At 66.1% G+C, this 23,036-nt stretch carries 8 protein-coding genes; 1 reads left to right on the top strand and 7 read right to left on the bottom strand.

Annotated features, from left to right (window positions below):
* Positions 1–35: 35 nt before the first annotated feature.
* On the bottom strand, positions 36–5,069 hold the full coding sequence (locus tag ACAX43_RS02715; RefSeq protein ID WP_370706871.1) for an amino acid adenylation domain-containing protein: 5,034 nt from the start codon (positions 5,067–5,069) through the stop codon (positions 36–38).
* 42 nt (positions 5,070–5,111) lie between these two features.
* On the bottom strand, positions 5,112–15,017 hold the full coding sequence (locus ACAX43_RS02710; protein ID WP_370706870.1) for an amino acid adenylation domain-containing protein: 9,906 nt from the start codon (positions 15,015–15,017) through the stop codon (positions 5,112–5,114).
* 292 nt (positions 15,018–15,309) lie between these two features.
* Here ACAX43_RS02710 and ACAX43_RS02705 point away from each other — a divergent pair, with 292 nt between their 5' ends.
* The gene (locus ACAX43_RS02705) at positions 15,310–17,079 is read left to right on the top strand and encodes a cyclic peptide export ABC transporter (protein ID WP_370706869.1); all 1,770 of its coding nucleotides are present in this window, start codon (positions 15,310–15,312) and stop codon (positions 17,077–17,079) included.
* Here the strand turns inward: ACAX43_RS02705 and ACAX43_RS02700 are convergent.
* Genes ACAX43_RS02700 through ACAX43_RS02680 form a run of 5 tightly spaced genes read right to left on the bottom strand, consistent with a single transcriptional unit; the run spans position 17,022 to position 22,996 of the window.
* The gene (locus tag ACAX43_RS02700; protein ID WP_370707086.1) at positions 17,022–18,152 is read right to left on the bottom strand and encodes an ABC transporter substrate-binding protein; all 1,131 of its coding nucleotides are present in this window, start codon (positions 18,150–18,152) and stop codon (positions 17,022–17,024) included. The two genes, ACAX43_RS02705 and ACAX43_RS02700, sit on opposite strands and share 58 nt — an antisense overlap.
* Complete coding sequence (gene fhuF, locus ACAX43_RS02695) at positions 18,131–18,949, bottom strand: siderophore-iron reductase FhuF (protein ID WP_370706868.1); 819 nt, start codon at positions 18,947–18,949, stop codon at positions 18,131–18,133. Before fhuF ends, ACAX43_RS02700 begins: the two co-directional genes overlap by 22 nt.
* A 20-nt stretch (positions 18,950–18,969) precedes the next feature.
* A complete protein-coding gene (gene fhuB, locus ACAX43_RS02690; protein WP_370706867.1) occupies positions 18,970–21,078 on the bottom strand; it encodes a Fe(3+)-hydroxamate ABC transporter permease FhuB in 2,109 nt (702 codons plus the stop codon).
* On the bottom strand, positions 21,075–21,953 hold the full coding sequence (locus ACAX43_RS02685; protein WP_370706866.1) for an ABC transporter ATP-binding protein: 879 nt from the start codon (positions 21,951–21,953) through the stop codon (positions 21,075–21,077). The genes fhuB and ACAX43_RS02685 overlap by 4 nt, the downstream gene beginning before the upstream one ends.
* Positions 21,950–22,996: a TauD/TfdA family dioxygenase gene (locus ACAX43_RS02680; RefSeq protein ID WP_370706865.1), complete on the bottom strand. Its 1,047-nt coding sequence runs from the start codon at positions 22,994–22,996 to the stop codon at positions 21,950–21,952. The genes ACAX43_RS02685 and ACAX43_RS02680 overlap by 4 nt, the downstream gene beginning before the upstream one ends.
* Positions 22,997–23,036: the final 40 nt, after the last annotated feature.

Here is a 23,036-nt window from a genome sequence, read left to right as displayed (position 1 = left end):
GACCGGAGAAAACTGTGAGTTGAGAGGCAGGCGCTTTAACCCGCATCCCGCACTTCGGCAACGGTCGATGCACGCGCAACGATCCGCGCGCCCAGCCCGGCGAAAGTCGGCGCGGCGAATACATCGGCAATCGACAACACCTGGCCGGCTGCTTGCACCGCGTCGACAAAGCGCACAATGTCGAACGAGCTCGCGCCGGCTTCGAACAGATCGTCGTGATGGGCCGGCGTGTTGCCTTCGAAGAGATCGCTCCAGACGCGTTCGAGCGCGTGGGCGTGATGCGTTGCTTCATCGTGAAGCTCGGCGCGGGTGTTCATATCGGCAGCAACACTCGGCGTTGCAAGTGCAAAGCGCGCTGACGATTCGCCGAACTGCTCTTGCGGCGCATCGACAAACTGCTGTACTACGAGCAGATAGTCAGTAGCCAACGCTTCAACAAACCGGCCGTCCACCAGTTCGTCCGCATACGAGAACGCGCCCGTCACGCGTCCATCGGGATGCTCGACCACGTCGAGTTCCAGCTCGAACACGACGCGATGCCGCACGTCGTTGAAATCGTCTAGCGTGAGACCGGCCCAGTCGCGCTCCGCGGCACCGGCCGGGCGCAGGTAGTTGAACATCACCGAGAACAGCGGATTGCCGGGGTCCGTGCGCGGCGCGCGCAATGCCGCGACCACGTCGGCGAATGGCGTATCCGCGTGCGAGTAGGCGGCGAGCGCCGCGTCGCGAACTTCGGCAAGCAGCGTGGCGGGCGTGGCGGTTTTCGCCAGGCGCGTGCGTACGACCACGGCGTTGATGAAGAGACCGAGCGCGCGTTGCGCAACCTCGCCCGTCAATTCGCGGGTCGATGCGAGGACGCCGACCGGTTGATCGGTCACGCCCGTTGCACGGTAAAACGCGACGTTCAGCGCGGCGTGCAGCAGCATCGGCAGGGTTGCGTGGACTTCGAGCGCCATCAAGCGGGCGCGCCGCACCAGGGCCGGGTCGAGTTCGAATGCGAGGCGGCCCGCGCTCCAGCACGGCGCTACGGATCGGCCCGACGGCGGCGAAGGCAATACGTGCGCGGGCGCGTCAGCGAGCACGTCACGCCAGAAGGACAGGCGTGCGCGCGATGCGACGACCGGCAGCACCAGCGCGTGATGCAAAGGCGACGACGAGGCACCTGGCGCGGGCGCTGCACCGCGCACGATCGCCACATAGATCGTGCGGACTTCTTCAAGCCACAGATCGATCGACTGTCCATCCGACACGATGTGATGCACGACCAGCGACAACACATGATCGTGCTCGCCAAGCCGCAGCAGCCGCACGCGCCAAAGCGGCACGTCGTCGAGCAGGCCGAATGGCGTGAGCGCGTCTTCGTCCGTGAGTGCGACGGCGGCAGCCTCGCTTGCGATTTCCCCATTCTCAAGCGACGACAGGTCGATCACCGGCAGATCGAAAGACGCCGGCGCCGCAATCCGTTGGCCCGGCCATTGCCCTTTGCGTTCGACGAGGCGCGTGCGCAACGCAGGATGCCGCGCGGCGGCCTCGCCGAACGCTTCGCGCAATACATCGACATCGAGCGGCCCGCGCAGACGCAGTGCGACAGGAATGTTGTAGGCCGCGCTGTCCGGTTGCGCGCGCCACAAGAACCACAGGCTCAATTGCGCTGCGGACAGCGGCATCACGCCCTGCGCATCGGCAAGCACGCGCGGACTCACGGCACCGCTCGCGGACCCGGACTCAAGACGCCCATCGGCAACCGCCTCGCTTCGCGCCGCCGCCATGACCCGCCGCGCGTATTGAGCGAGCGTCGGTGCTTCAAAGAGCGTGCGTACCGGCACATCGCGCGCGAGGCGCTCGGCCACGCGGGTCGCCACGCGAACCGCTGCGAGCGAATGTCCGCCGAGTTCGAAGAAATGATCGCCGCGCCCGACGCGCTCCACCCCCAACACTTCGCGGAAGATCGTGGCAAGCGCCGTTTCAAGGCCCGCGGCGGGCGCCTGATACGCACGCGCGACACGCTGCGGCTGCGGCAAGGCCGCGCGGTCCACCTTGCTGTTGGCATTGCGCGGCAACGCATCGAGCACGACGATGTGAGCGGGCACCATGTAATCGGGCAGCGTGTGGCGTAGATGCGCGTCGAGTTCGGCGGCGTCCGCACGCGTATTGCGTTCACGCGCTTCGGCGCTCAACTCAACGTATGCAACCAGCGCCGCGTGCGCCCCGTTGCCATGCACGACCGCCACGGCTTCGCGCACATCATCATGCGCGGCGAGTTGCGCCTCGATCTCGCCCAACTCGATACGCAAGCCGCGCAGCTTCACCTGATGATCGACACGGCCGATAAAGTCGAACACGCCGTCCGCGCGTCGCTTGACGAGGTCACCCGTGCGATAGAGCCGCGCCCCCGGCACACCGAACGGATCGGGCACGAAGCGTTCGGCGGTAAGCGCGGGGCGGTCGAGATAGCCGCGCGCGACGCCCACGCCCTCGCCGCCCAGATACAACTCGCCGATCACGCCGACTGGCAGCGGATTCAGTCGCGCATCGAGCACATGCGCGGAGCGCGCGCCGACCAGCGTGCCGATCGGCAGATACGCGCTGTCAGCGAGCGTGGCGGCATCGTCGGCGGGATGGAACATCCACAGCATCGGCGTGATGACGGTCTCGGTCGGTCCATAGCCGTTGACGATGCGCGCGTTCGGGAACGCCCGGCGCATCAACGCAAAGGCTTCGCGCGAGGTGGCTTCACCGCCCACCGTCAGCGATCGCAAGCCAGGCGGCGCGCCGTGCGCCAACGCCCACTCGGCAAGCTGGGTCGCACAGCCGGGCGGCACGTAGGTCATCGTCACGCCTTCGCGGACCATCATCCGGCAGGTTTGCGCGGGCGGCCATAGCGTGTCGGCGGTAATGGCCACCGCGGCGCCGGACATGTACTGCGAGAACCAGCCCTCGTGCGCGCCGTCGAAATTGACCGACTGGAACAGAAGAAAGACATCGTTTTCGCCTGCGCCGTAGCGCTCGGCAATCGCCGCGCAGTGCAGCGCGAACGAGCCGTGATCGACCACGACGCCCTTCGGTTTTCCGGTCGAACCCGAGGTGTAGATGACATAGGCCGCCTGATGAGGCGAAACCGCGGGAAGCGCGACCGGCGCTGTCGATAGCGCATCGTGCCGGGACTCCTCGTCGATCAGCCACAGGTGCAAGCGATCCGACACCGGCAGCGCGGCCAGGCTGGCGCGTTCTGTGATGACATGGGTGATCCGCGCGTCGTCGAGAATCTGTGCGAGGCGCTCGCGCGGATGACTCGGGTCGAGCGGCACGAATGCGCCACCTGATTTCAGCGCGGCAATCAGGCCCACCAGCAAATCGACCGAGCGGCTCAGCGCCACGCCGACGCGCATCTCCGCGCTCACGCCCGCTGCGACGAGCCGCTGCGCGAGCCGAGTCGCGCGCGCGTCGACTTCGCCGCAAGTCAGCGAGCGTTCGAGGTCCGCGACGCCGCGCGCATCGGGCCGCGCCTGGGCGTGGTCGGCCACGCGTTGATGAACCGGCTTGAAAGCTTCATCGTGATTGGCCGCCGTGCTGTTCCACGCATCCAGTTGGGCACGCTCGAACGCGGGCAGCCATTGCAGATCGCCGACCGCGATTTCAGGCGCCACGATCGCATTCGACAGCAGTTCAATGAAGCGCCCGGCCAGCCGCTCGACCGCTTCGGCCTCGAAGAGATCGAGCGCGTAGATGAAGCAGGCGTCGATCGAACCGTCGTCGCGCTCCTCGAAGCTCAGCGTCAGATCGAATTTGGCGAACGGCGCCCCCGACGGCAACTCGGTGACACGAACCTCGGCAAGCAAAGGCAAGCGACGACGCGCACCATATGCCGCCATCACCTGAAACAGCGGATGGTGGCTCGCGCTGCGCACCACGCCGAGCGCTTCGACCACCTGGTCGAACGGCACGTCCTGATGCGATTGGGCGTCGATGAGCGTTTGCTGTGTCGCGCCGACCAGCACGGCGAACGACTGCGTTGCGGGAACGGGCGTGGCGAGCGTGAGTGTGTTCACGAAGAAGCCCACCAGGCCGGCCACTTCACCGCGCTCGCGATTCGCAGCGGGCACGCCGATCTGAATCTGCGTCTCGCCCGAGCAGCGCGCGAGCAAGGCGTTGAGTGCCGCAAGCAGCACGGCGAAGGGCGTTGCACGCTGGGCATTGGCGAGCGCCTTGACCTGCCGGGCGAGCGATGCATCCAACACGAACCGGTGCCGCGCACCACGCGCGCTTCGCTGGGCCGGACGCGGCGCGGCCCCCGGCAGCATCAGCACGTCGCGGCTCGCATCCAGCCGGGTACGCCAGAATTCCAACTGCCGCTCGCGCTCACCCGCATCGAGCCAGCGGCGTTGCCACAGTGCGTAATCCGCGTACTGGATCGGCAGTGGCGCAAGCGACACCGTCTCGCGCTTCGCATAGGCGCGATAGAACGACGCCAGTTCCGCCAGCATCACGTCCGCGGACCAGCCGTCCGACACGATGTGATGTGTCGTCAGCGCGAGCCAGTGAGTCGTCGCATCGAGACGTATGAGATGCGCGCGGATCAGCGGGCCGAGCGACAGATCGAAGGCCTGCGCTTCGTCGCTTTGCGCAATGGCGGCCGCGCGAGCCTCACGCTCGTGCGCGGGCACCGTGCTCAGGTCGCTTGCATGCCACGGGCAGCGTGACGGCGCATGCACGGTCTGCAACACGCCGTCCGCGCTCTCCGCGAAGGTCGTACGCAACGCTTCGTGACGCGCGATCAATGCGTCGCAGGAAAGACGCAGCGCATTCGCATCGAGCGCACCGTCGAGCCGCAAACGTTCGGTGATGTGATACGCCGCCGGTTCGTCGATCATGCGTGCATGCAACCACAGACGTGTTTGCGCAAACGAAGCCGGCACGCTCGCGGTGCGCTCGGCGCGCGGTGGAATCGGCAGCACGCGAAAATCGATGCCGGCTGCGTCGAGCTTCGTGATGAAGGCCTTGCGCTGCGCGGCCGGCAAAAGCGCGAAGCGTGCCGCGAGGGAAAGCAGATCCGGTTTGGCTATCGTCATGCTGGGTAGTCTCAATGCTTGTCGGCTTGTCGGCGGCGGGGCTTACTGCAGTTCCAGTTCGTCGAGGAGCGCGTCGATCGCGCTCGCGGTGTCCTGTCCGGCATGGGCGTCGCGCTCGGCCAGCGCCCGATCGATCGCGGCGGCACAGCGTTGCAGCGTGCGTTCGTCGAACAGCGTGCGCAGTGGCAGGATCAGCGTCCAATGCAGATTCGCCTGAGCGTTGGCCTGCGTTGCGAGCAGCGAGTGACCGCCAAGGGCGAAGAAGTCATCGTCGCGGCCCACTGTTTCCAGATGCAGAACGCGTTGCCAGATCGCGGCGAGTTCGCGTTCGGTATCGGTTTGCAAGGAGGCGGCGGCGTTCTCATCGGCAGGGCCGCGAGAGGGCGCCGGTAGCGCATGGCGATCACACTTGCCGTTCGGCGTCACCGGCAACGCCTCCATCTCGATCAGTTGCGCCGGCACCATGTACGACGGCAACTGCGCACGCAGACCGTCGAGCAGCGCGATCGTGTCGATTGCGCCGTCGGCGCCTCGTGCGACATAGCCGATCAGTTGCTCGTCACGCACGATCACCACGGCGTCGTGCACACCTTGCGTCGCGCGCAGCAGCGCTTCGATCTCGCCGGGCTCGATGCGCTGGCCGCGCAGCTTCACTTGCGTATCGACACGGCCGAGGTAATCGAGCGCACCGTCCACGCGACGACGGGCGAGGTCGCCGGTTCGATAAAGACGTGCGCCTTCAACGAAGGGATCGGGGAGGAAGCGCTCCGCGGTCAGCGCCGCACGGCCGAGATAGCCGCGCGCGAGTCCCACGCCGCCCAGATACAGTTCACCGATCGCCCCTTGCGGCAGCGGCTGCATCGCAGCATCGAGTACATGCAGTTGCAGATTCGCAATCGGATGACCGATCGGCACGGATACCGCGTTCGCATCGCGCGCATCGCAGGTCCAGTGCGAGACGTCGATCGCCGCTTCGGTCGGGCCGTACAGGTTATAGAGCTGCGCGTTGGGCAAATGCTGCGCGACGCGTGCCACCCGTTCCGGTGCGAGCGCTTCGCCGCTTGCCACGATCCGCCGGATGCTCGTGCAGCGAGCCGCGGCTTTGAAATCCTCCAGGTGAGCCACGAAGGCGGCGAGCATCGACGGTACGAAATGCAGCGTTGTGACGCGATGCGTTTCGACGGCCGCGACCAGACGTACCGGATCGCGATGATCGCCCGGTGCCGCGATCGCGAGTTTCGCGCCGACAGAAAGCGGCCAAAGGAATTCCCATACCGATACGTCGAAGCCGAATGGCGTCTTGTGCAACACGACGTCTTCAGCACTCAGCCGATAGGCGTCCTGCATCCACGCGATCCGATTCGCGAGCGCGCGATGCGTATTGCCCGCGCCCTTCGGTTTGCCGGTCGATCCGGATGTGTAGATCAGATAGGCGAGTTGTTCGGGCGCGACTTCCACTGGCGTAACGAGCGTGGCATTGGTATCGAGAAGTTCGTCGACGGTCAGGATTTCCACGTCGATGCTTGCCACGGCCACGACAACACGTTCGCGCAGATGCGGCTGCGTCAGCACGACAGCGGGCTTCGCGTCGTTGAGCAGATAGGCGATGCGCTCGGCCGGATAGTCGGGATCGATGGGCAGATAGGCCGCGCCCGCTTTCAGCACGCCGATCAGCGCTACCACCATGTCGAACGAACGCTCGACGCACAATGCAACCGCCGTGTCCGCCTGAACGCCCGCGTCCACGAGCGCGGCAGCGACCCGATTGGCGTCCGCATCGAGCACACCGTAGGTCATCTGTTGCGTGTGTCCTTGCGGGTCGGTGAATTCGAGCGCGATTGCGTCGGGTGATGCCAACGCGGCTTGTTCGAACTGGTGGTGCAGCGGCTGCTGCCGGGCTTGCGACCAGGATTGCGCGGTCGCATTGGCCTGCGTCAGCATGGCGAGATCGTCGGCGGTCGCAATCGAGATCGTGCCGAGCGGTGCGTGCGGATCGGCGATCAAGCCCGCTAGGCACGCGGCAAACGCGCGATGCAATGCGGCCACGCGCGCTTCGTCGAGTTGTGCGGTGTCGTAGCCGTAGTCGATCGTGAGCGTCGCGCCGGCTTCGATCACCAGGGTGAGTGCGAAGTCCGTCGCTTCGATATTGCGCAATTCCCGCAGCTTGAGAGCGCGTTCGTCGCGCCCTTGCCATGCTTCATCGACCGGATAGTTTTCGAACACGACGAGCGTGTCGAACAGCGCGCCGCCGCCTTGCCCCGCCCATTGCTGGATTTCGTAGAGGGGCGTATGCGCGTGTTCCGCCGCGGCGGCGTTGTCGCGCTGCAATTCGTGGAGCCATGCCGATGCCAGGCGTTGCGGCAACGGCGCGGTGATGACCGGCAGCGTGTTGATGAAGAGACCGAGCACGGTATCGGCATCGGGTAACGCGTCGGGACGGCCTGCCACGGTCGCGCCGAAGGCGACGGCTGTTTGGTGTGTCATCCGTTGCAGTGCAAGCGCCCAGGCGCCCTGCACCATCGTGTTGACCGTGACTTTCAGACGGCGCGCCGCTTCCGTGAGACGTGCCGTTGTGGCGGCGTCGAGCGCTTCGCGACGCGTGAGATGTTGCGCGACGCGTGAACTAGCCGCCTCACGATCGCGTTCGCGGCTGGCAACCAGCGTGGGCTCGTCGATCAGCGCAAGACGTTTAAGCCAGAAGCCTCGCTCCGATTCCACGTCGCGTGCCGCGAGCCACGCGATGAAATCGCAGTAGCGCGTTTTAGCGGCTGAGGCGAACGGTTGCGGACGCGGCGGCTCGATGTAGTCGCGCAGCACGTCGGCGAAGAAACGTGCCGTACTCCAGCCGTCGAGCAGCAGATGATGACGGGTCCAGACGAGACGCCACGCTTCATCCGCGATGCGGATCAGCGCGACGCGCATCAACGGCGGCGACGTCAGATCGAACCCGCGCGCCCGGTCGGCGCTGAGCCACGTTACAAATGCGCCGGGCGCGTCCTCGCCTTGCTCGCGCCAATCGAATATTTCGACCGGCATGCGCGCCTGGCGATGCACGATCTGCATCGGCGTGGCTTCATTCGGGGTGAAGCCGGTGCGCAGAATGTCGTGGCGCGGCACGGCGGCCTCGAACGCCGCACGCAGACGCTCGACGTCCGGCTCGATCAGCGTGGCGACCAGTTGATTCACATAAGTCGATTGCTCCGGCGCGAACAGCGAGTGGAACAGAATGCCGTGCTGCATCGGCGAAAGCGGATAGATATCGTCGACGGTACGAAGATCGAACGGCAAGCGCTCCAATGCGGCTTGCGTCAGACCGCCCGCACGCGCGAGCGGATAGTCGCCCGGCGTCGCTCCGCCACCGCGTTGTGCGAGACGCGCCGCGCATGCGGCGATCAACGCGGTGAGCGCGGTCTCGAAACGCTGCGCGAGCGCTTCAATGCTCGCGCGCTCGAACTGCGTCGCGCCGTACACCCAATGGACTTTAAGCGTGCGTGCCGCGTCGCCATCGATATAGGCGTGAATCGCCAACGCGTTGCCGAGCGGGCCCGCGAGATCGCGCTCGCAGCCCGCGCCGCCGAAATGCGGCACCAGCGCAGCCTCGCGCGGCGCATCGAACTGGCCGAGGTAGTTGAAGGTGACATGCGGCCGCGGCACGGCGGCGAGTGCCGCGCGTGTCGCCGCATCGCCATAGTGGCGCAACACGCCGAAGCCGAGCCCTTTGTTCGGCACCGCGCGCGAGGTGTCCTTGACGGCGCCGAGCGTTGCCACGGGCGTGCTTTCGACAGCGAACGCCACCGGATAGTGACTCGTCAGCCAGCCCGGCGTACGGTTCGCGTCGGCGTCGTCGAACAACGCCTCGCGGCCGTGGCCCTCAAGCTCGATCCGGCAAACCGGCATGTCGAGCGACTGCGCCAACGCGGCGATCAACAGTTCGATCATCTGCGTGCGGTAGGCTGCGTTCGCCTCCGTCAATGCGGCGCGCGTCAGATCGGAGCCGATTGTCTGAATGACAGTTTGCGCGTCGGCGTTAGTCGCCTTGGCGTGGGGATAGTCAAGCGGAAAATCATCGCACGGTGCGGCGAGCGCGGCCCAATACGGCACTTCGGCGGCAAATGGCGAGTGGGTCGCATCGAGCGCCGCGCGAGCGAGCCGCGCCGCCCACGCCTGCGCGCTCGTGCCCGTCGACGCAAACCGTACAGTGCGGCGCTCGCGCGCCGCGCGATAGCCGGCGTCGAGATCGTCCAGCAGCACGCGCCACGACACACCATCGACGATGAGATGATGAATCGCGAGATAAAGCTTCGTCGTCCCGTCGGGCAACATCGCGGCGAGCGCGCAGACGAGCGGGCCGTGCGTCAGATCGAATGTACTTTGCAGCGCGTCGAACTGCGCAAGTGCGTCGCGTTCGTCGCATACGGACGCGACCGCGAGCGGGAGTGCCTCGAACGCGCGCGCGGCGACCGTGAGCCGCCATTCTCCGCGGGGACCGCTCGGCGCGAAACGGTGGCGGAAAATCTCGTGATGCGTCAGCAGTTTTTCGAATGCGTGGACGAATGCATCGTAGTCGAACGGTGCCTGAGCATCGAGTTCGATCGATTGATTCCAGTGACCGCGCTGCGGGATATCCAGCGCGAAGAATCGCAGTTGTGCGGGCGTGAGGGTCGTGGCGGGTTCGGCCTTCGACAGCGAGGCTTGCGATTTCGTGACCGCCGATGCAGCCGGCGCGCCGGTATCCACCGTTGTCGCAACGCACGCGAGTTGGGCCAACGTTGGCGCGTCGAACAGTTGCTTTGGCGTGAAGCGCACACCGCGCTTGCGTGAGCGTGCGATCACCTGCAACACCAGAATCGAATCGCCACCCAGTTCGAAGAAGTTGTCGCCGCGGCCTACGCGCCCGGCTTTGAGCACGTCCTTCCAGACGGCGGCGAGCGCTTCCTCGATCGCCCCTTGCGGCGCGTCGCCTTCGGCCTCGGATAGCGCCGGCGCGACGGCAAGCGCACGCAAGGCGGCGCGATCGACTTTGCCGTTCGCGGTCACAGGCAAGGCAGCCACGACCCGCAACACCGCCGGCACCATGTAGTCCGGCAGACTCGCGGCCAATGCAGCGCGCAACGCCAGCTCGTCGAGATGTGCACCGTTAGACGAGGCCACGAACGACGCCAACCGCAAACGCCCCTCATGCTCCACGGCAAGCGTTTCCGCCTGCGCGACGCCTTCGAGCGCGCGCAGTGCGGCACTCACCTCGCCGGGTTCGACGCGATAGCCGCGAATCTTCACCTGATCGTCGAGCCGTCCAAGAAAATCCAGCCGGCGATCGGCGCGCAGCCGCACACGGTCGCCCGTCCGGTAGAGACGCTCGCCTGGCGCAAACGGATGCGGCACGAAGCGCTCGGCGGTCGCCGCGGCACGGTTCAGGTAACCACGCGCAAGGCCCGGACCACCGAGATACAGTTCGCCAATTCCACCGGGCGGCACGCTCGCGCCGTGGCTGTCGAGCACGCAAGCGTAGGCGTTCGGCAACGGCAGGCCAAGCGGCACGGATTGCGAGGATTGCGTGGATTGCGTGAGTTGCGTGGATTGCACGGCGCGGCCCGCTTGCTCGGCATGCCCGTTTGATAAGCGCAATGCAGCTTTTCCCGGCGCGCACGTGTCGCAAGTCAATGCGCCGACCGTCGCTTCGGTTGGGCCATAGTGGTTGATGACGCGGCACGCCGGTTTAAGCGCCGCGATCCGCTCGACCAGCGACCACGGCAGCGTTTCGCCACCCGTTACCAATGCATGCGCGGGCAGCACGTCCGCTGGTTGCTGCGCGTCGAGCAGCGCATGCAGATGGCTCGGCACGATCTTCAAGATGCCGACATCCCGCGTGCGCATCTCGCGAGCGAAACGATCGGGATCGAACGCGCATTGCGCCGGCAGCAGATGCAGCGTGCGGCCCGAGCAGAGTGCGCCGAATAGTGTCGTATGACCCAGGTCGGCGGCGACGGTCGAAACCATCGCCATGGAAGCGCCAGCGGCGAAGGCGAGTTCGTCCAACATCCCTTCGACGTAATCTGCCAGCGCGCGATGTGAAATCACGACGCCCTTGGGTGTGCCGGTCGATCCGGACGTGAAGATCAGATAAGCGGCCTGGCCGGGTAGCGGTGTGGGACGCGACGCGTTGGCGTTGGCGATCGCCTCCGCGCCGGTGTTCAAGTTCGCGCTAGCGGCATCATTCATCCCGCCAGGCGATGAACCTTGCGTGAGCGAGTCGAAATCGAGCGTCTTTGCAGCGCCTCCCGCCTGCGCGGTCTGCGGCTGCCCTGCGGTCAGCATCCATTGCGCGCCGCAGGCTTCGACAGCAGCAGCCAGCCGTTCATGAGGCGCCGCAGGATCGAGCGGCACCACGTAGGCACCCGATTTCATCACGCCGATCAGCGCAACCGCGAAGCGCACCGAACGCTCGATGCATACAGCAACCGGTTGCTCCCCTCTCACGCCCCTTTTCTGCAAAGCAAGCGCAATGCGATCCGATGCGTCGTCGAGTTCGGCGAAGGTGATCTGCGTATCAGCGTCCACGAGCGCGACGCGATGAGGTGTTTCGCTAGCGTGACGCGCGAACAGCGCAAGTACGTTATCGGCTTTAAGCTGAAGCGTTCGCCCCTGTCGCGCCGTGCGATATTCCGCCCCATCCGCGCAATCGAGTTCGGCAATCGCGCTTTGCGGATCACGCACCGCGTCGGCTACCAGCGTAGCGTAACTATTGAGCCAGCCCTGCGCAGTCGCCTCATCGATGCCGTCGAGCGCATAGGCGACGACCAGTTCGATGCCGCGCGGGTCGTCGGTGAAATCGAGCGCGAGATCGAAGCGCGCGGCGAGATCGAGTCCCGGCGACATCCGCACTGAAGCACCCGGCAATTCAGCCGTCAGTTCCAGATCGAACTGCTGGGCGAACTTGACCTTGAGCCATTCTTCGCCGCGCCGCACCGGCGGCTTGACGGCGTCGAGCACCTGATCGAACGGCACGTCCTGATGCGCGAAAGCATCGAACGCCGCGCGGCGCACGCTGTCGAGCAACGCCGCGAACGATAGGCCCGGCGCGACGCGCGCGCGCAACGCAAGTGTGTTGAGGAACAGACCGACCAGCGGCGCGGTTTGCGCCCGTTGCCGATGCGCGATCGGCGCGGCCACCACGATGTCGGTGGCGCCGGTCAGCCGATAGAGCCACGCGTCGAAGGCAGCCAGCAACACCGTGAAGGGAGACGCCTGCGCGCGTCGCGCGGCTTCGCGCACCGCTGCGGAGAGTGCTTCCGGCAGCCGCAATGCCAGGCGGCCGCCGCGATAGTCGCGTTGCGGCGAGCGTGGCCGGTCGAGCGGTAATGCAAGCGGCGTGGGCGCAGCGCGCAACGCGTCGCGCCAATACTTAAGCTGCCGCTCGCCTTCGCCTGCGGCGAGCCAGTCGCGCTGCCATTGCGCATAGTCGGCGTATTGGACCGCGAGCGCGGGCAATTGCGGCGCGCGCCCCGTAGCGAACGACGTATAGGCCGCTTGCAATTCGTCGAAAGCACAGCGCGAGCTCCAACCGTCACTGATCGCGTGATGCGTGGTCAACAGGAAGCGCTGCGTGTGGTCGGTCAGTGTGACGAGGGTAGCGCGCACTAACGGGCCATTCGACAGATCGAATGCCGCACCGACGTGGTCCGTGGCCAATGCTGCCAACCGCGGCGCGCGCTCGGCCTCCCTGCTAGTGCGCAGATCGATTTCGGCGATCCGCATAGGCAATGCAGTATGGATGCGTTGCATCACGATGCCATCGTCGGTTTCGACGAGCGTGGTGCGCCAGGCCTGTTGACGCTCGATCAAAGAATCGAGCGCGCGTTGCAGCGTGCCGAGGTCGAGCGCGCCCTGCACGTCCCACTGCACGGCGACGTGATAGGCCGAGCCGGCATCCTGCGTTTGCGCCATCACCCAGAAACGCTGCTGGGCAAAAGAAGCGGCACGATCGACAAACGCCGCTTTCGATGGCCGCAGTACGGTGATCTGCCGATGTTCGTTCAACGCCGTTTCAGGCTCGCTGCTATCGATCAACGCCGCGAGCGTCTCAAGCGGTGGATCGTCGAACAACGTATCGAGCCGCAGATTCACGCGCCAATCGAGGCGAATCGCCGCCTGCAATTGCATCGCCGCGAGCGAGTCGCCACCGCGCGCCAAGAACCGGTCGGTGCGACCGATCGGCGCCGGATCGTTCAGAAGCGTTTGCCAGATACCGGCAAGGCGCGCCTCGGTTGACGTTTGAGGCGCGACATAGCTCGCACCGCGCTCAACGGGCAGCGCCGCCACCGCGTCGCGCAATGCCGTGCGATCGAGCTTGCCGTTCAGCGTATAAGGCAGACGTGCAAAGCGCGCGAAGCGATGCGGCAACCACGCTTGCGGCAAATGCGCGGCGAGATGCGCCTGCAATGCCGCGTCGCTGAGTGCTTTTTCGTCGCGGACGTCTTCGCTGCGGACTCCTTTGCCTTGGGCGCCTTCGCCTCGGACTTCGTCGCCGTGCGCTTCTTCGCAGCGTGTCGTTTTGCCCACTGCTTCCTTCAGCACGACACAGGCGATCAATTGCGTCCTTCCGCCTGTCGCCTCGGCCAGCACGCCCGCATCGGCGATCGCCGGATGTGTCAGCAGGCACGCCGCGATCTCCGCCGGCTCCACGCGAACGCCGCGCACTTGCACCTGATCGTCGATGCGGCCGAGATAATCGAACGAGCCGTCCGCGCGTTCGCGTGCGAGATCGCCCGTGCGGTAAATCCGCTCGCCCGGTTCGCCGCTTGCGTCGGGCAAAAAACGTTCGGCCGTGAGTGCCGCGCGGCCATGATAGCCACGCGCGAGACACACGCCGCCGAGCAGCAATTCCCCGGCCTCGCCGCAGTGCGCCGCGCCTTCGATACGCGCCACGCGGCGCCCGATCGGCCAGCCGATCGGCAGCGATGCGTAGCCGTTGCCATCCCCCAGCGCGGGCGTCGTGTCCGGATCGACGGGCCAAAGCATCGGCGAAATCACTGCCTCGGTCGGGCCATAGCCGTTGACGAGCCGGATCGATGGGAACACACGGCGAATCTCGTCGAAGCTGTCTTGCGACATCGCCTCTCCCCCGAACAGCAGCACGCGCAGCGAAGGCGGCACGCCCAGGCGTTCGCAAACGTTCGCGAATTCGCGCAGATAAGCGGGCGGCAGCGTGGTGTTGGTCACGCCTTCGCGCAGCATGAATGCATGGGTCGCTTCCGGCGGAAACGGCGGCGGATCGCTGATCACCACGCTGCCCCCCACCGCGAGCGGCACGAGCCAGGCTTCAATCGAGACATCGAAATTCACGGAAGCGAAATGCAGCACGCGATCGGTGCCGTCGATCGGCAAGGATTCGGCGAGCGCATCGCCGTGCGCGGCGAGCGGGCCGTGTTCGACCGCCACCGCCTTCGGCGTGCCGGTCGAACCCGATGTATAGATCAGGTAAGCCGCCGCGCGCGGGTGCACCGGCTCGTCATCGCCATCGAAGCGCGGCGCTGCAGCGTCTGCCAAAGCCGCATTCGCGACGTAGAAGCATTGCGCGAAACGCGCGCGCATCGCCGCATCGGCGGAACCGTCGACAATGCCGTGCGCGAGTCCCGCATCCTTCGCGACCCAGTCGAGGCGTGCCGAGGGATGGCGCGGATCGAGCGCGACGAACACGCCGCCCGCCTTCAGTACGGCGAGCAATGCGACAAACAGGTCACACGAACGCGCGACACACACGCCGACGCGCACTTCCGTCGTGACGCCCGCCGCCCTCAGTTGCACCGCAAGCCGCGCTGCGCGGCTATCCAGTTCACCGCGCGTCAGCCGCACGGTATGCGGCGTGAACGACGCAAGCGCGGGCGCATCGGGTTCGATACGCGCCAAAGCGCGGATTCGGTGGTGCAACGCAATCGGGAAGCTCGTCATGGGCGTGAAATCCGTTAGAACTGGCCGTGTCGGCCAAGTCGCGAGCCGCGATGGGCCGCTTCATTGGTGTGACGATCCGCAAGCGCAATTCTTTACCGCCTGCGTCAATTTATTCGGACTGCATCTTTTTTATTCAATGACGCTGGCAAGCGGAGACAAACGGCGATAGAGGGTAAAGGTTTGCAGCGGCCATTCGTCTATCAGGCGAGGGGCACGTCTTTGCGCCCCGCCGATTTGCCGCACTCCCGCGGCAGTTCACCGATCCATTGCGACCCACTGCGACCCATTGCCGATGACCGCTGCCGACGAGCGCTACGATGCGCCACCCTCGCCTTCTCCTTCCACCGCCGCCAAAGCGCCCGGCAAACCGGCCATGCGCCTGATCGTCGCGCTGCTCAAGCGTTCACGCGGCGCCTTCGCGATCGCGCTCGCCGCCTGCGTGCTGAACGGCATCGCGAGCGTGCTGCTTGTCGCGACCTTAAGCCGCGCGCTGTCGCAACCGGGCGCCGCCGACATGTCGCTCGCGTTGCGTTTTGCGCTATGCGCGGTGATCGCGCTCGTCACGCGCGTCATCACCGGCGTACTGTTCGCGCGGCTGTCGCAGGACACGATGGCGCAGTTGCGCGAGCACGTCGCGCGCCGCGTCGCCGAGGCCGAGCTGCGCGACGTCGAACGGATCGGCGCGGCGCCCGTGCAGTCGGTGCTGACCGACGATGCAACCAATGTGTCGATGCTGTTTTTCGCGTTGCCCAATCTCGTGATGCACGGCTCGATCGTGTTCGGCTGCCTCGGCTACCTGGCGTGGCTGTCCTGGCCGGTCTGCCTGTTTGCGGTTGCGGCGATTCTGGTCGGCTCACTCGGCTATCACGCGGGCGACAAGCGGGCGATCGCCTCGCTCGAAGCCGCCGGCCGCTCGCAGGACAAACTGTTCGGGTATCTCGGCGCGCTGTTTACGGGCGCAAAGGAACTGAAGCTGCATCAGGCACGCTCGCGTCAATTCGTGGACGGCCAACTCGGCTCCGCGATCGACGAGGTGCGCGATCATCGGCGCCAGGCGTTCAGCGCCTATGCGGTCGGGGTCGGCTGGATCGTGTTCCTGTTCTACGTGTTTCTGGGCGTCGCAGCGTTCTGGCCGGCGCTTGGCGTGCACGCCGATGCGCCGTCGGCATCGGGCTACGTGGTGGTGTTCCTGTTCATGCTGCTGCCGTTGGACGGCCTGCTCAACAACGTGCCGACGCTGAACGCGGCGCGCGTCTCGCTCGACCGCATCGAAAAGGTCATGGGCGAATTCGGCGCACTGCGCACCGCGCCGCCGCTGGATGAAAACGTATCGCACGCGCCGTACCGGACGCTTACGCTGCGCAATGTCACGCACTCGTACTTCCATGAACGCGACGAGCGGATGTTCCGGGTGGGCCCGGTCAATCTGACTTTCAGACCAGGGGAACTGGTGTTCATCGTGGGTGGCAACGGCAGCGGCAAGACGACGCTCGCGAAAGTGCTCACCGGCCTGTATGAGCCGGAAGACGGCACGATCGAACTGGACGGCAAACCGGTCGGCTTCGCCGAACGCGCCGCGTACCGCCAGTGCTTCACGGCGGTGTTCAACGACTTCCATCTGTTCGACGCGCTGCTCGGCATCGTCGATCCGAACGACGCGTCGCGTGCGCAGGCCGATGCCCGTGCCAATGCGCTGGTTGCAAAGCTGGCGCTCGACCACAAGGTGCAGGTGGTGAACGGCGCGTTCTCGACGCGCGCGCTTTCCACAGGCCAGCGCAAGCGGCTGGCGCTGGTCGTCGCGTATCTGGAAGACCGGCCGTTCTACCTGTTCGACGAATGGGCCGCGGATCAGGACCCGCAGTTCAAGGCGGTGTTCTATGAGCAACTGCTGCCGGAATTGCGCTCGCGCGGCAAGACGGTGCTGGTGATCAGTCACGACGATCGTTACTTCCCTCTCGCGGATCGCGTGTTGAAGCTGGATAACGGCAGTATCGTCAGCGAGACTTATGGCGCGGCGCAGGCCGTGCAGGACGCCGAGGTTGCTGACGGCACAGTGGGATGAGATGAGTGGGCCGGCGCCGGCAGAGAGAGCAATGTGTCCGTCATCGTGTCGGCCAGCCGCAGCGCGGACATCGGCCCGCCGAAACCCCAGATATTCCGTTCGACGAGACCGACGCGCCCCGCGCGGCGCGCCGGGACGAAGCGCCAGATCGGCGAATCGAGTTGGGTGGCGAGCGGCACATCGCGCTCGGTCGCGCTGACGAACAGCACCGTCAGATTCGGCTTTTTCAACAAGTCCTCCGACGTCACATAGGCCGTGCCTTCACGCGTCGGTTCCGCCGGCCACAATGTGAGGCCAAGCGCGCGTGCCACGCCCGCTGCCGTACTGTTGCCGGTAAACGCCCAGTAACGGTCGGGCAACCCCAACTCCTGCAACCACGCGACCTGCTCGCCTTGCCGGCCCGCTTGTGCGAGGCGTCGCGCATTGCGTGCAAGACCTGCATCGACCGTGGCCTCGATCGCGCGCGCCGCGTCCTCTCGCCCCGTCAGGCAGCCGATGGTGCGCAGAATCTTGCGGCTCCAATCGAGTTGCGTCACGCGCGCGCCGTCCTCGGTGAAGTTGGGGCCGTATTTGAACAGGACGGTGGGTGCGATCCGTTCGAGCGCCGCAAAAATCGGCGCGTGACGAAGGCCGACACCAAGGATCAGGTCCGGCCTGGCCGCCGCGATCGCTTCGAGACTCGGTTCCTGGCGCATGCCGACGTCCGGCACCGAGACAAGGCGCGCGTTGTCGTAACCAATCCACCCCGGGTAGTACTCGGGATCGGCCATGCCGACCGGGGTGATGCCAAGCGCGGCCAAATCTTCGGCAAACATGAATTCGAGCACGACGATGCGCTTCGGTCGCACGGGCAGCGAGGGGCTCGCTTGCGAGACGCTTGGGTTGCCGGCGCGTGACGTGCAGGTTCCGGCCACCTGTGTCGTGACGCGGCGCGCCTTGGCTGCGCTACCTTGCGCGAACGCATTGGTGTTGGCAAGGAGCGCCACCGCAATCGCGACCACAGTGGCCGCGCAACGCCGCTTCAACCGTTGCGCTTTCCTGGCGCGGCGCGTCAATGCGAAGCGTCCTGCAATGCGATTTCCGCGTCGCTCATCGTCAATAACAGGGGGCAGCGTCCACACAGTTGCGTCTCTCCAGGAATTTCATAACGTACGCAGCACACCCGCCGTGCGCTAAACGGATTCGGCAAGCTCGTGGCGAGCGGCGTGGCTTGACGCACCGGCATGCGCAGAGGGTTGGCCTCGCCATCGGCGGCGAGCGGGCCGAAGAGCCAGGCGGCGTCTTCGGTCAAGTTGAATTGCGGCGCGCATTGTTCGAAGAGGTAATCGAGCAGATTGCCCGCATTACTCCACAACACGCGCGGAGCGATTTGCGTCATCGCACAGAGCGTTTCGATCACCGAGTTCAGATGGTCGACGAGCGGCGCATAGCGACTCGCGGAACCGGTTGCGACCGGCTGCAACGCGTCGTGAGCGAAATAGAGCGCGACAGGCAGCCCGCCTCGCAGCACGATATGGGTCCTTTGCGGTGACATGTCGAGCGCACGGCGCATCAACGCCGCTGCCACAAAACCAGCAGTGGCCGCGAAGCCGAAGTAGTACTTGCTCCATTGCGACAGCAGCGCCCGCGCATGCGTTTCACGCTCGCCGCCGTATAGCGTGACCATTGCATCGAGCAAGCCGGTGCGATGGTTGGCTAATTCCGCTACGGGTATGATGGTCGGCTTATTTGCATCGTCCTCCGCCAGCGCGGGTTCGCCGCTCGCGTCAGGCTTGCCGAGCCACACATGCTCCAGATAATGCGCGATCGATTCCGGCGCGTACCCAGCGAAGCATTGCGCGTGCGCGTCGTGACCCGTTGCAGCGGCCAACGCATGACCCCGCTGCCCCCTCACCGTTTGCCTCGCTTCTCGCGCCGAGCCTCCACGATCAGCAGCGCAAGCAGATAAGGCGCACCGATCAGCGCAGTCAGCACGCCCGCAGGGATTTCGCGCGGCGCAAGCAGTGTGCGCGCCGCGATATCGGCGGCCACCAACACCAGCGCACCGCACGCGGCGGCGAGCCATAAGCGTGTTCGATGGGCACGCGCCCCCAGCATCGATGCGAGATGCGGCGCCATCAAACCGATAAAGCCCACTGGCCCGACGGCGGCCACCGCGGCACACGCGGCCAGCATCGCCACGGTCAGCACCAGCGGACGCAACACACCGATCGGCAAGCCGAGCGCGGCGGCCTGATCGTCGCCCAATGCGAGCAGGTCGAGCGGCCGCGCCAGCAGCACAAACACAGGCACGGCCAGCACGCACCACGGCAGCAGCGTCTTCACTTCGCCCCAACTGCGCCCGTACGTGCCGCCGGCCAGCCACACCACGAAACGCGCGGGCTGCACGCTTTGCTGCGTGATGAGCCATTGGGACAGTGTCGTCCACAGCGTACCGATCACGATGCCCGTCAGCGCCACCGCGAGTGGCGCATAGCGATGCCGTCGATTGAGCCATAGCGTGAGCGCGAGCGTCACACCACCGCCCGCGAGCGAGGCAATAGCCAGCATCGAATGCCCGGCGAGCGGCCACGCGACGAGCGCCGCCAGGGTAGCGAGGCCCGCGCCTTGCGTGACACCGAGCACTTCCGGCCCGGCTAGCGGATTGCGCACGATGCTCTGCATCAGTACCCCGCTCGCGGCGAGCAACGCGCCCGCCAGCAACGCACAGATGAGGCGCGGCAGGCGCAGGTCGAGCAGCATGCGCGCGAGTTCGTCGCGCTGATCGAACGCTGCCAGCCAGCGATGCACACCGATCGTGGCCGGGCCGAACGAAGCGCCCGCACACACGATCAGGATGCCGAACATCAGCAGGAGTGTCGCCGTCAGCGGCCACGGCCACGCATCGAGCATTCGCACGAAGCGCGTCCCGGCGCGCGCGGTGGGACGATCCTGGCCGATGTGCAACGCGCCCGACCACGCCGCGCCGCTGCGGATCATCGCCAGCATCAGCGGCGTCCCGACAAAAGCGATCGCCACACCGGTCGAAAGCGTCGCGTCGAGATCGAGCGCCTGCACCGCGCTATCGGTGACGAGCACCAACGCGCCGCCCACCAACGCGGAAAGCGGCACGAGCGCGGCCAGCCGCGAGGCCTTCGCGCCGCGTGCCTCGCGCAACAGATTCGGCGCGATCAAACCGACGTACGACAGCGGTCCCGCTATGCTGACAGCGATGCTCGCGAAACCGACCGCCACCATCATCGCCGCAAGCCGCGTCGCGTCCACGCGCACGCCGGCCGCCGCGGCAGCATCGTCGCCGAGTGCGAGCGGGTCGAGCGGGCGGATCACGAACGGCAACGCGATGAGCGGCAACACGAGCCAACTGGCAGCGATTTTCAAACCCGTCGCGCCCGGTTGATAAAGACTGCCGCTCGCCCACAGCGACACGCCGACGATGCTTTGCTCGAAGAACGCGAGAATCAGTGTGGTGAGCGCGGAAAACAGCAGCATGCAGACGCTGCCGGCGAGCACCAGCCGCAACGGCGTCGCGCGCCAGCCGCCTGCTGCCGCGGCCACGCACGCGGCGGCCGCGAGACCGCAGACGAACAGCAGTGGCACCGACGCCACGCCCGCCAGCGAGGGCACCAGCATCGCGGCGAGCAGGCCGAGTTGCGCCCCGCCGGTGATGCCGAGCAGATCGGGCGAAGCCAGGGGATTGCGCGTCAATGACTGGAACAACGTCCCAGCCACCGCGAGGCAGCCGCCAGCGATCAACGCCGCCAGGACGCGCGGCACGCTCAGGTCGAACAGCAGAATGCCGGCGAGTTGCGCGGCATCGCTGCCCGCGGGCGCGGCAAGCCATGTGCGAAAGCCGGGCGCGAGGCGCATCGCGGATACCAAGACGATCAACGCGACGAGCGCGGCGCCGATCGTCCGTGCGCGACTTTTTACGGGCGCGCACCCGCTATCGATTGCGGGTTCGTGACGGCGCAGGCGTTTGCGCGCGGCGAGCGTCGTCATGCAACGAGGTCCTTGCTTGTCGATGCGGCGTTGCTCAATGTCGCGTCGTCGAGTTCGACGCCCGCTATTTCCGCAACATCGCCCTCGTAGGCCGGCACGCACATCGGCGCACCTGTCCGCGGATGCGCGAGCTTGAGCATCGGCACGCTGAAGGTGTCGTTCAGATGACGCGGATCGAGCATTGCCTCGGGCGAACCCTGCGCGACAATGCGGCCGGCGCGCATCAGCACGATTTCGTCGCTGTACGCGGCGGCCTGATTCAGGTCGTGCAGCACCCAGACAATCGTCAGACCGCGCTCGCGATTCAACCGACGCAGCTCACGCAGAATGTCCAGCTGATGGTGGATGTCGAGATAGGTGGTCGGTTCGTCGAGCAATACGATCGGCGCCTGCTGCGCGAGCGCCATCGCGATCCACGCGCGCTGGCGCTCGCCGCCTGAGAGCGCGGCGACGTCGCGCGCGGCATCGTCGGCGAGACCGCTGGTGACGAGCGCTTCATCGATCGCCGCGTGATCGGCGCGCGAAAGTCCGCGCAGCCAGCCGCCATGCGCGTAGCGGCCATACGCGACCAACTCGCGCACGGTGAGGCCGGATGGAATCTGGTTGAATTGCGCGAGCATGGTCAGCGTGCGTGCGAGTGCTCGGCGCCGGAATGAAGCGAGTGGCTTGCCGTCGACTTCAACGCTGCCGGAGAGCGCCGCTTGCAAACCGGCGAGCGTGCGCAGCAGGGTGCTCTTTCCGCAACCGTTCGGCCCGCACAATGCAGTGACGCGACCGGCCGCGATCGTCAGGTTCAGGCCGTGGAGCACGACATGATCGCGGTAGCCGACCGTCAGCGAATGCGCCGCGAGTGCCGCGCCCTGCGTTTTCGTCATGGCACGGCCGTCCGTTCGTCGCCATTGTTTTGGTTTTGGCCGTGGCCAGCGCCTGCGCGGTAGCTCTGCGCCATCGCCACGACAACCTTGCGCGGTCCTTCGAATGGATCGCGCGCGCGGGCGGTCAGCATGTTGTCGAGCATCAGCACGTCACCCGTCAGCCACGGAAACACGATGCGCTGCTGGTCGAGCACGCCGCGGATTTCCGCCAACGCATCTGCCTCAAGCGGCTCGCCGTCGCCGTAATAGACATTGCGCGGCACGTTTTCAAGCCCGACCGAATCGAGCAACGCTTCCTGCATGTCTTCGTCGAGCGACGAGAGGTGGAACAGATTCGCCTGATTGAACCAGACCTGCTCGCCGGTGCGTGGATGGCGCGCCACGGCCTGGCAGCGCTCGCGTGTACGCAACAGCAGTTCGCCGTCCTCGCTATCCCGCCATTCGCAGTCGATGCCGCGAGCGCGGCAAATCCGCTCGACCATACGTGGGTCGTTCGAACCGAAGGCTTGCTCCCACGGCAGATCGAGCCCTTGCCCAAAGTTGCGCACGTACAGCAGTTCGCGCTTCGCAAAGCGCGCGACGAGCGCCGGGTCGAGCGCACGATAGATCGCACGGCTGTCGGCGATCGGCGTCGCGCCGCCCGAGCGCGCGGCGAGCGCGCAGTGGAACCAGATGCGCAACGGCCACTCGCGCGTGTACGACTGCTCGTTATGCAGCGGAATCGAACGATGCGGCGGATATTCCGTCGACGTGTAGACGGCGCCTTCCACCTGGCTTCGCGGCGTCGACGCGAATTCATAGCCGATCAGCGGATGCCCGAATGAACCGGCGAAACGTTGAAACGCATCGATCGAGGCGACGCGAAAGCCGGTGAATAGCACGGCGCCGGCCCGTTCGAGCGTGTCGTCAGCGATCGCATGCAGCAACGTCACCGCTTCTTCCAGTGAAATCTCCGCGCCCGCTCGCGGCGAGACGACAGTTGGCAGCCCCGGCTCGATCGATACATCGGCGAGCGTGGGCAGCGGCATCGAAAGCATGGTCATGCGAATTCCTCTTGCAGAAGCGACATGGCGTGGACTTGTC

Source organism: Paraburkholderia sp. IW21, from assembly GCF_041321145.1.
In the GTDB taxonomy this organism is placed as follows: domain Bacteria; phylum Pseudomonadota; class Gammaproteobacteria; order Burkholderiales; family Burkholderiaceae; genus Paraburkholderia.
This window is presented reverse-complemented; position numbering and strand designations above follow the sequence as displayed.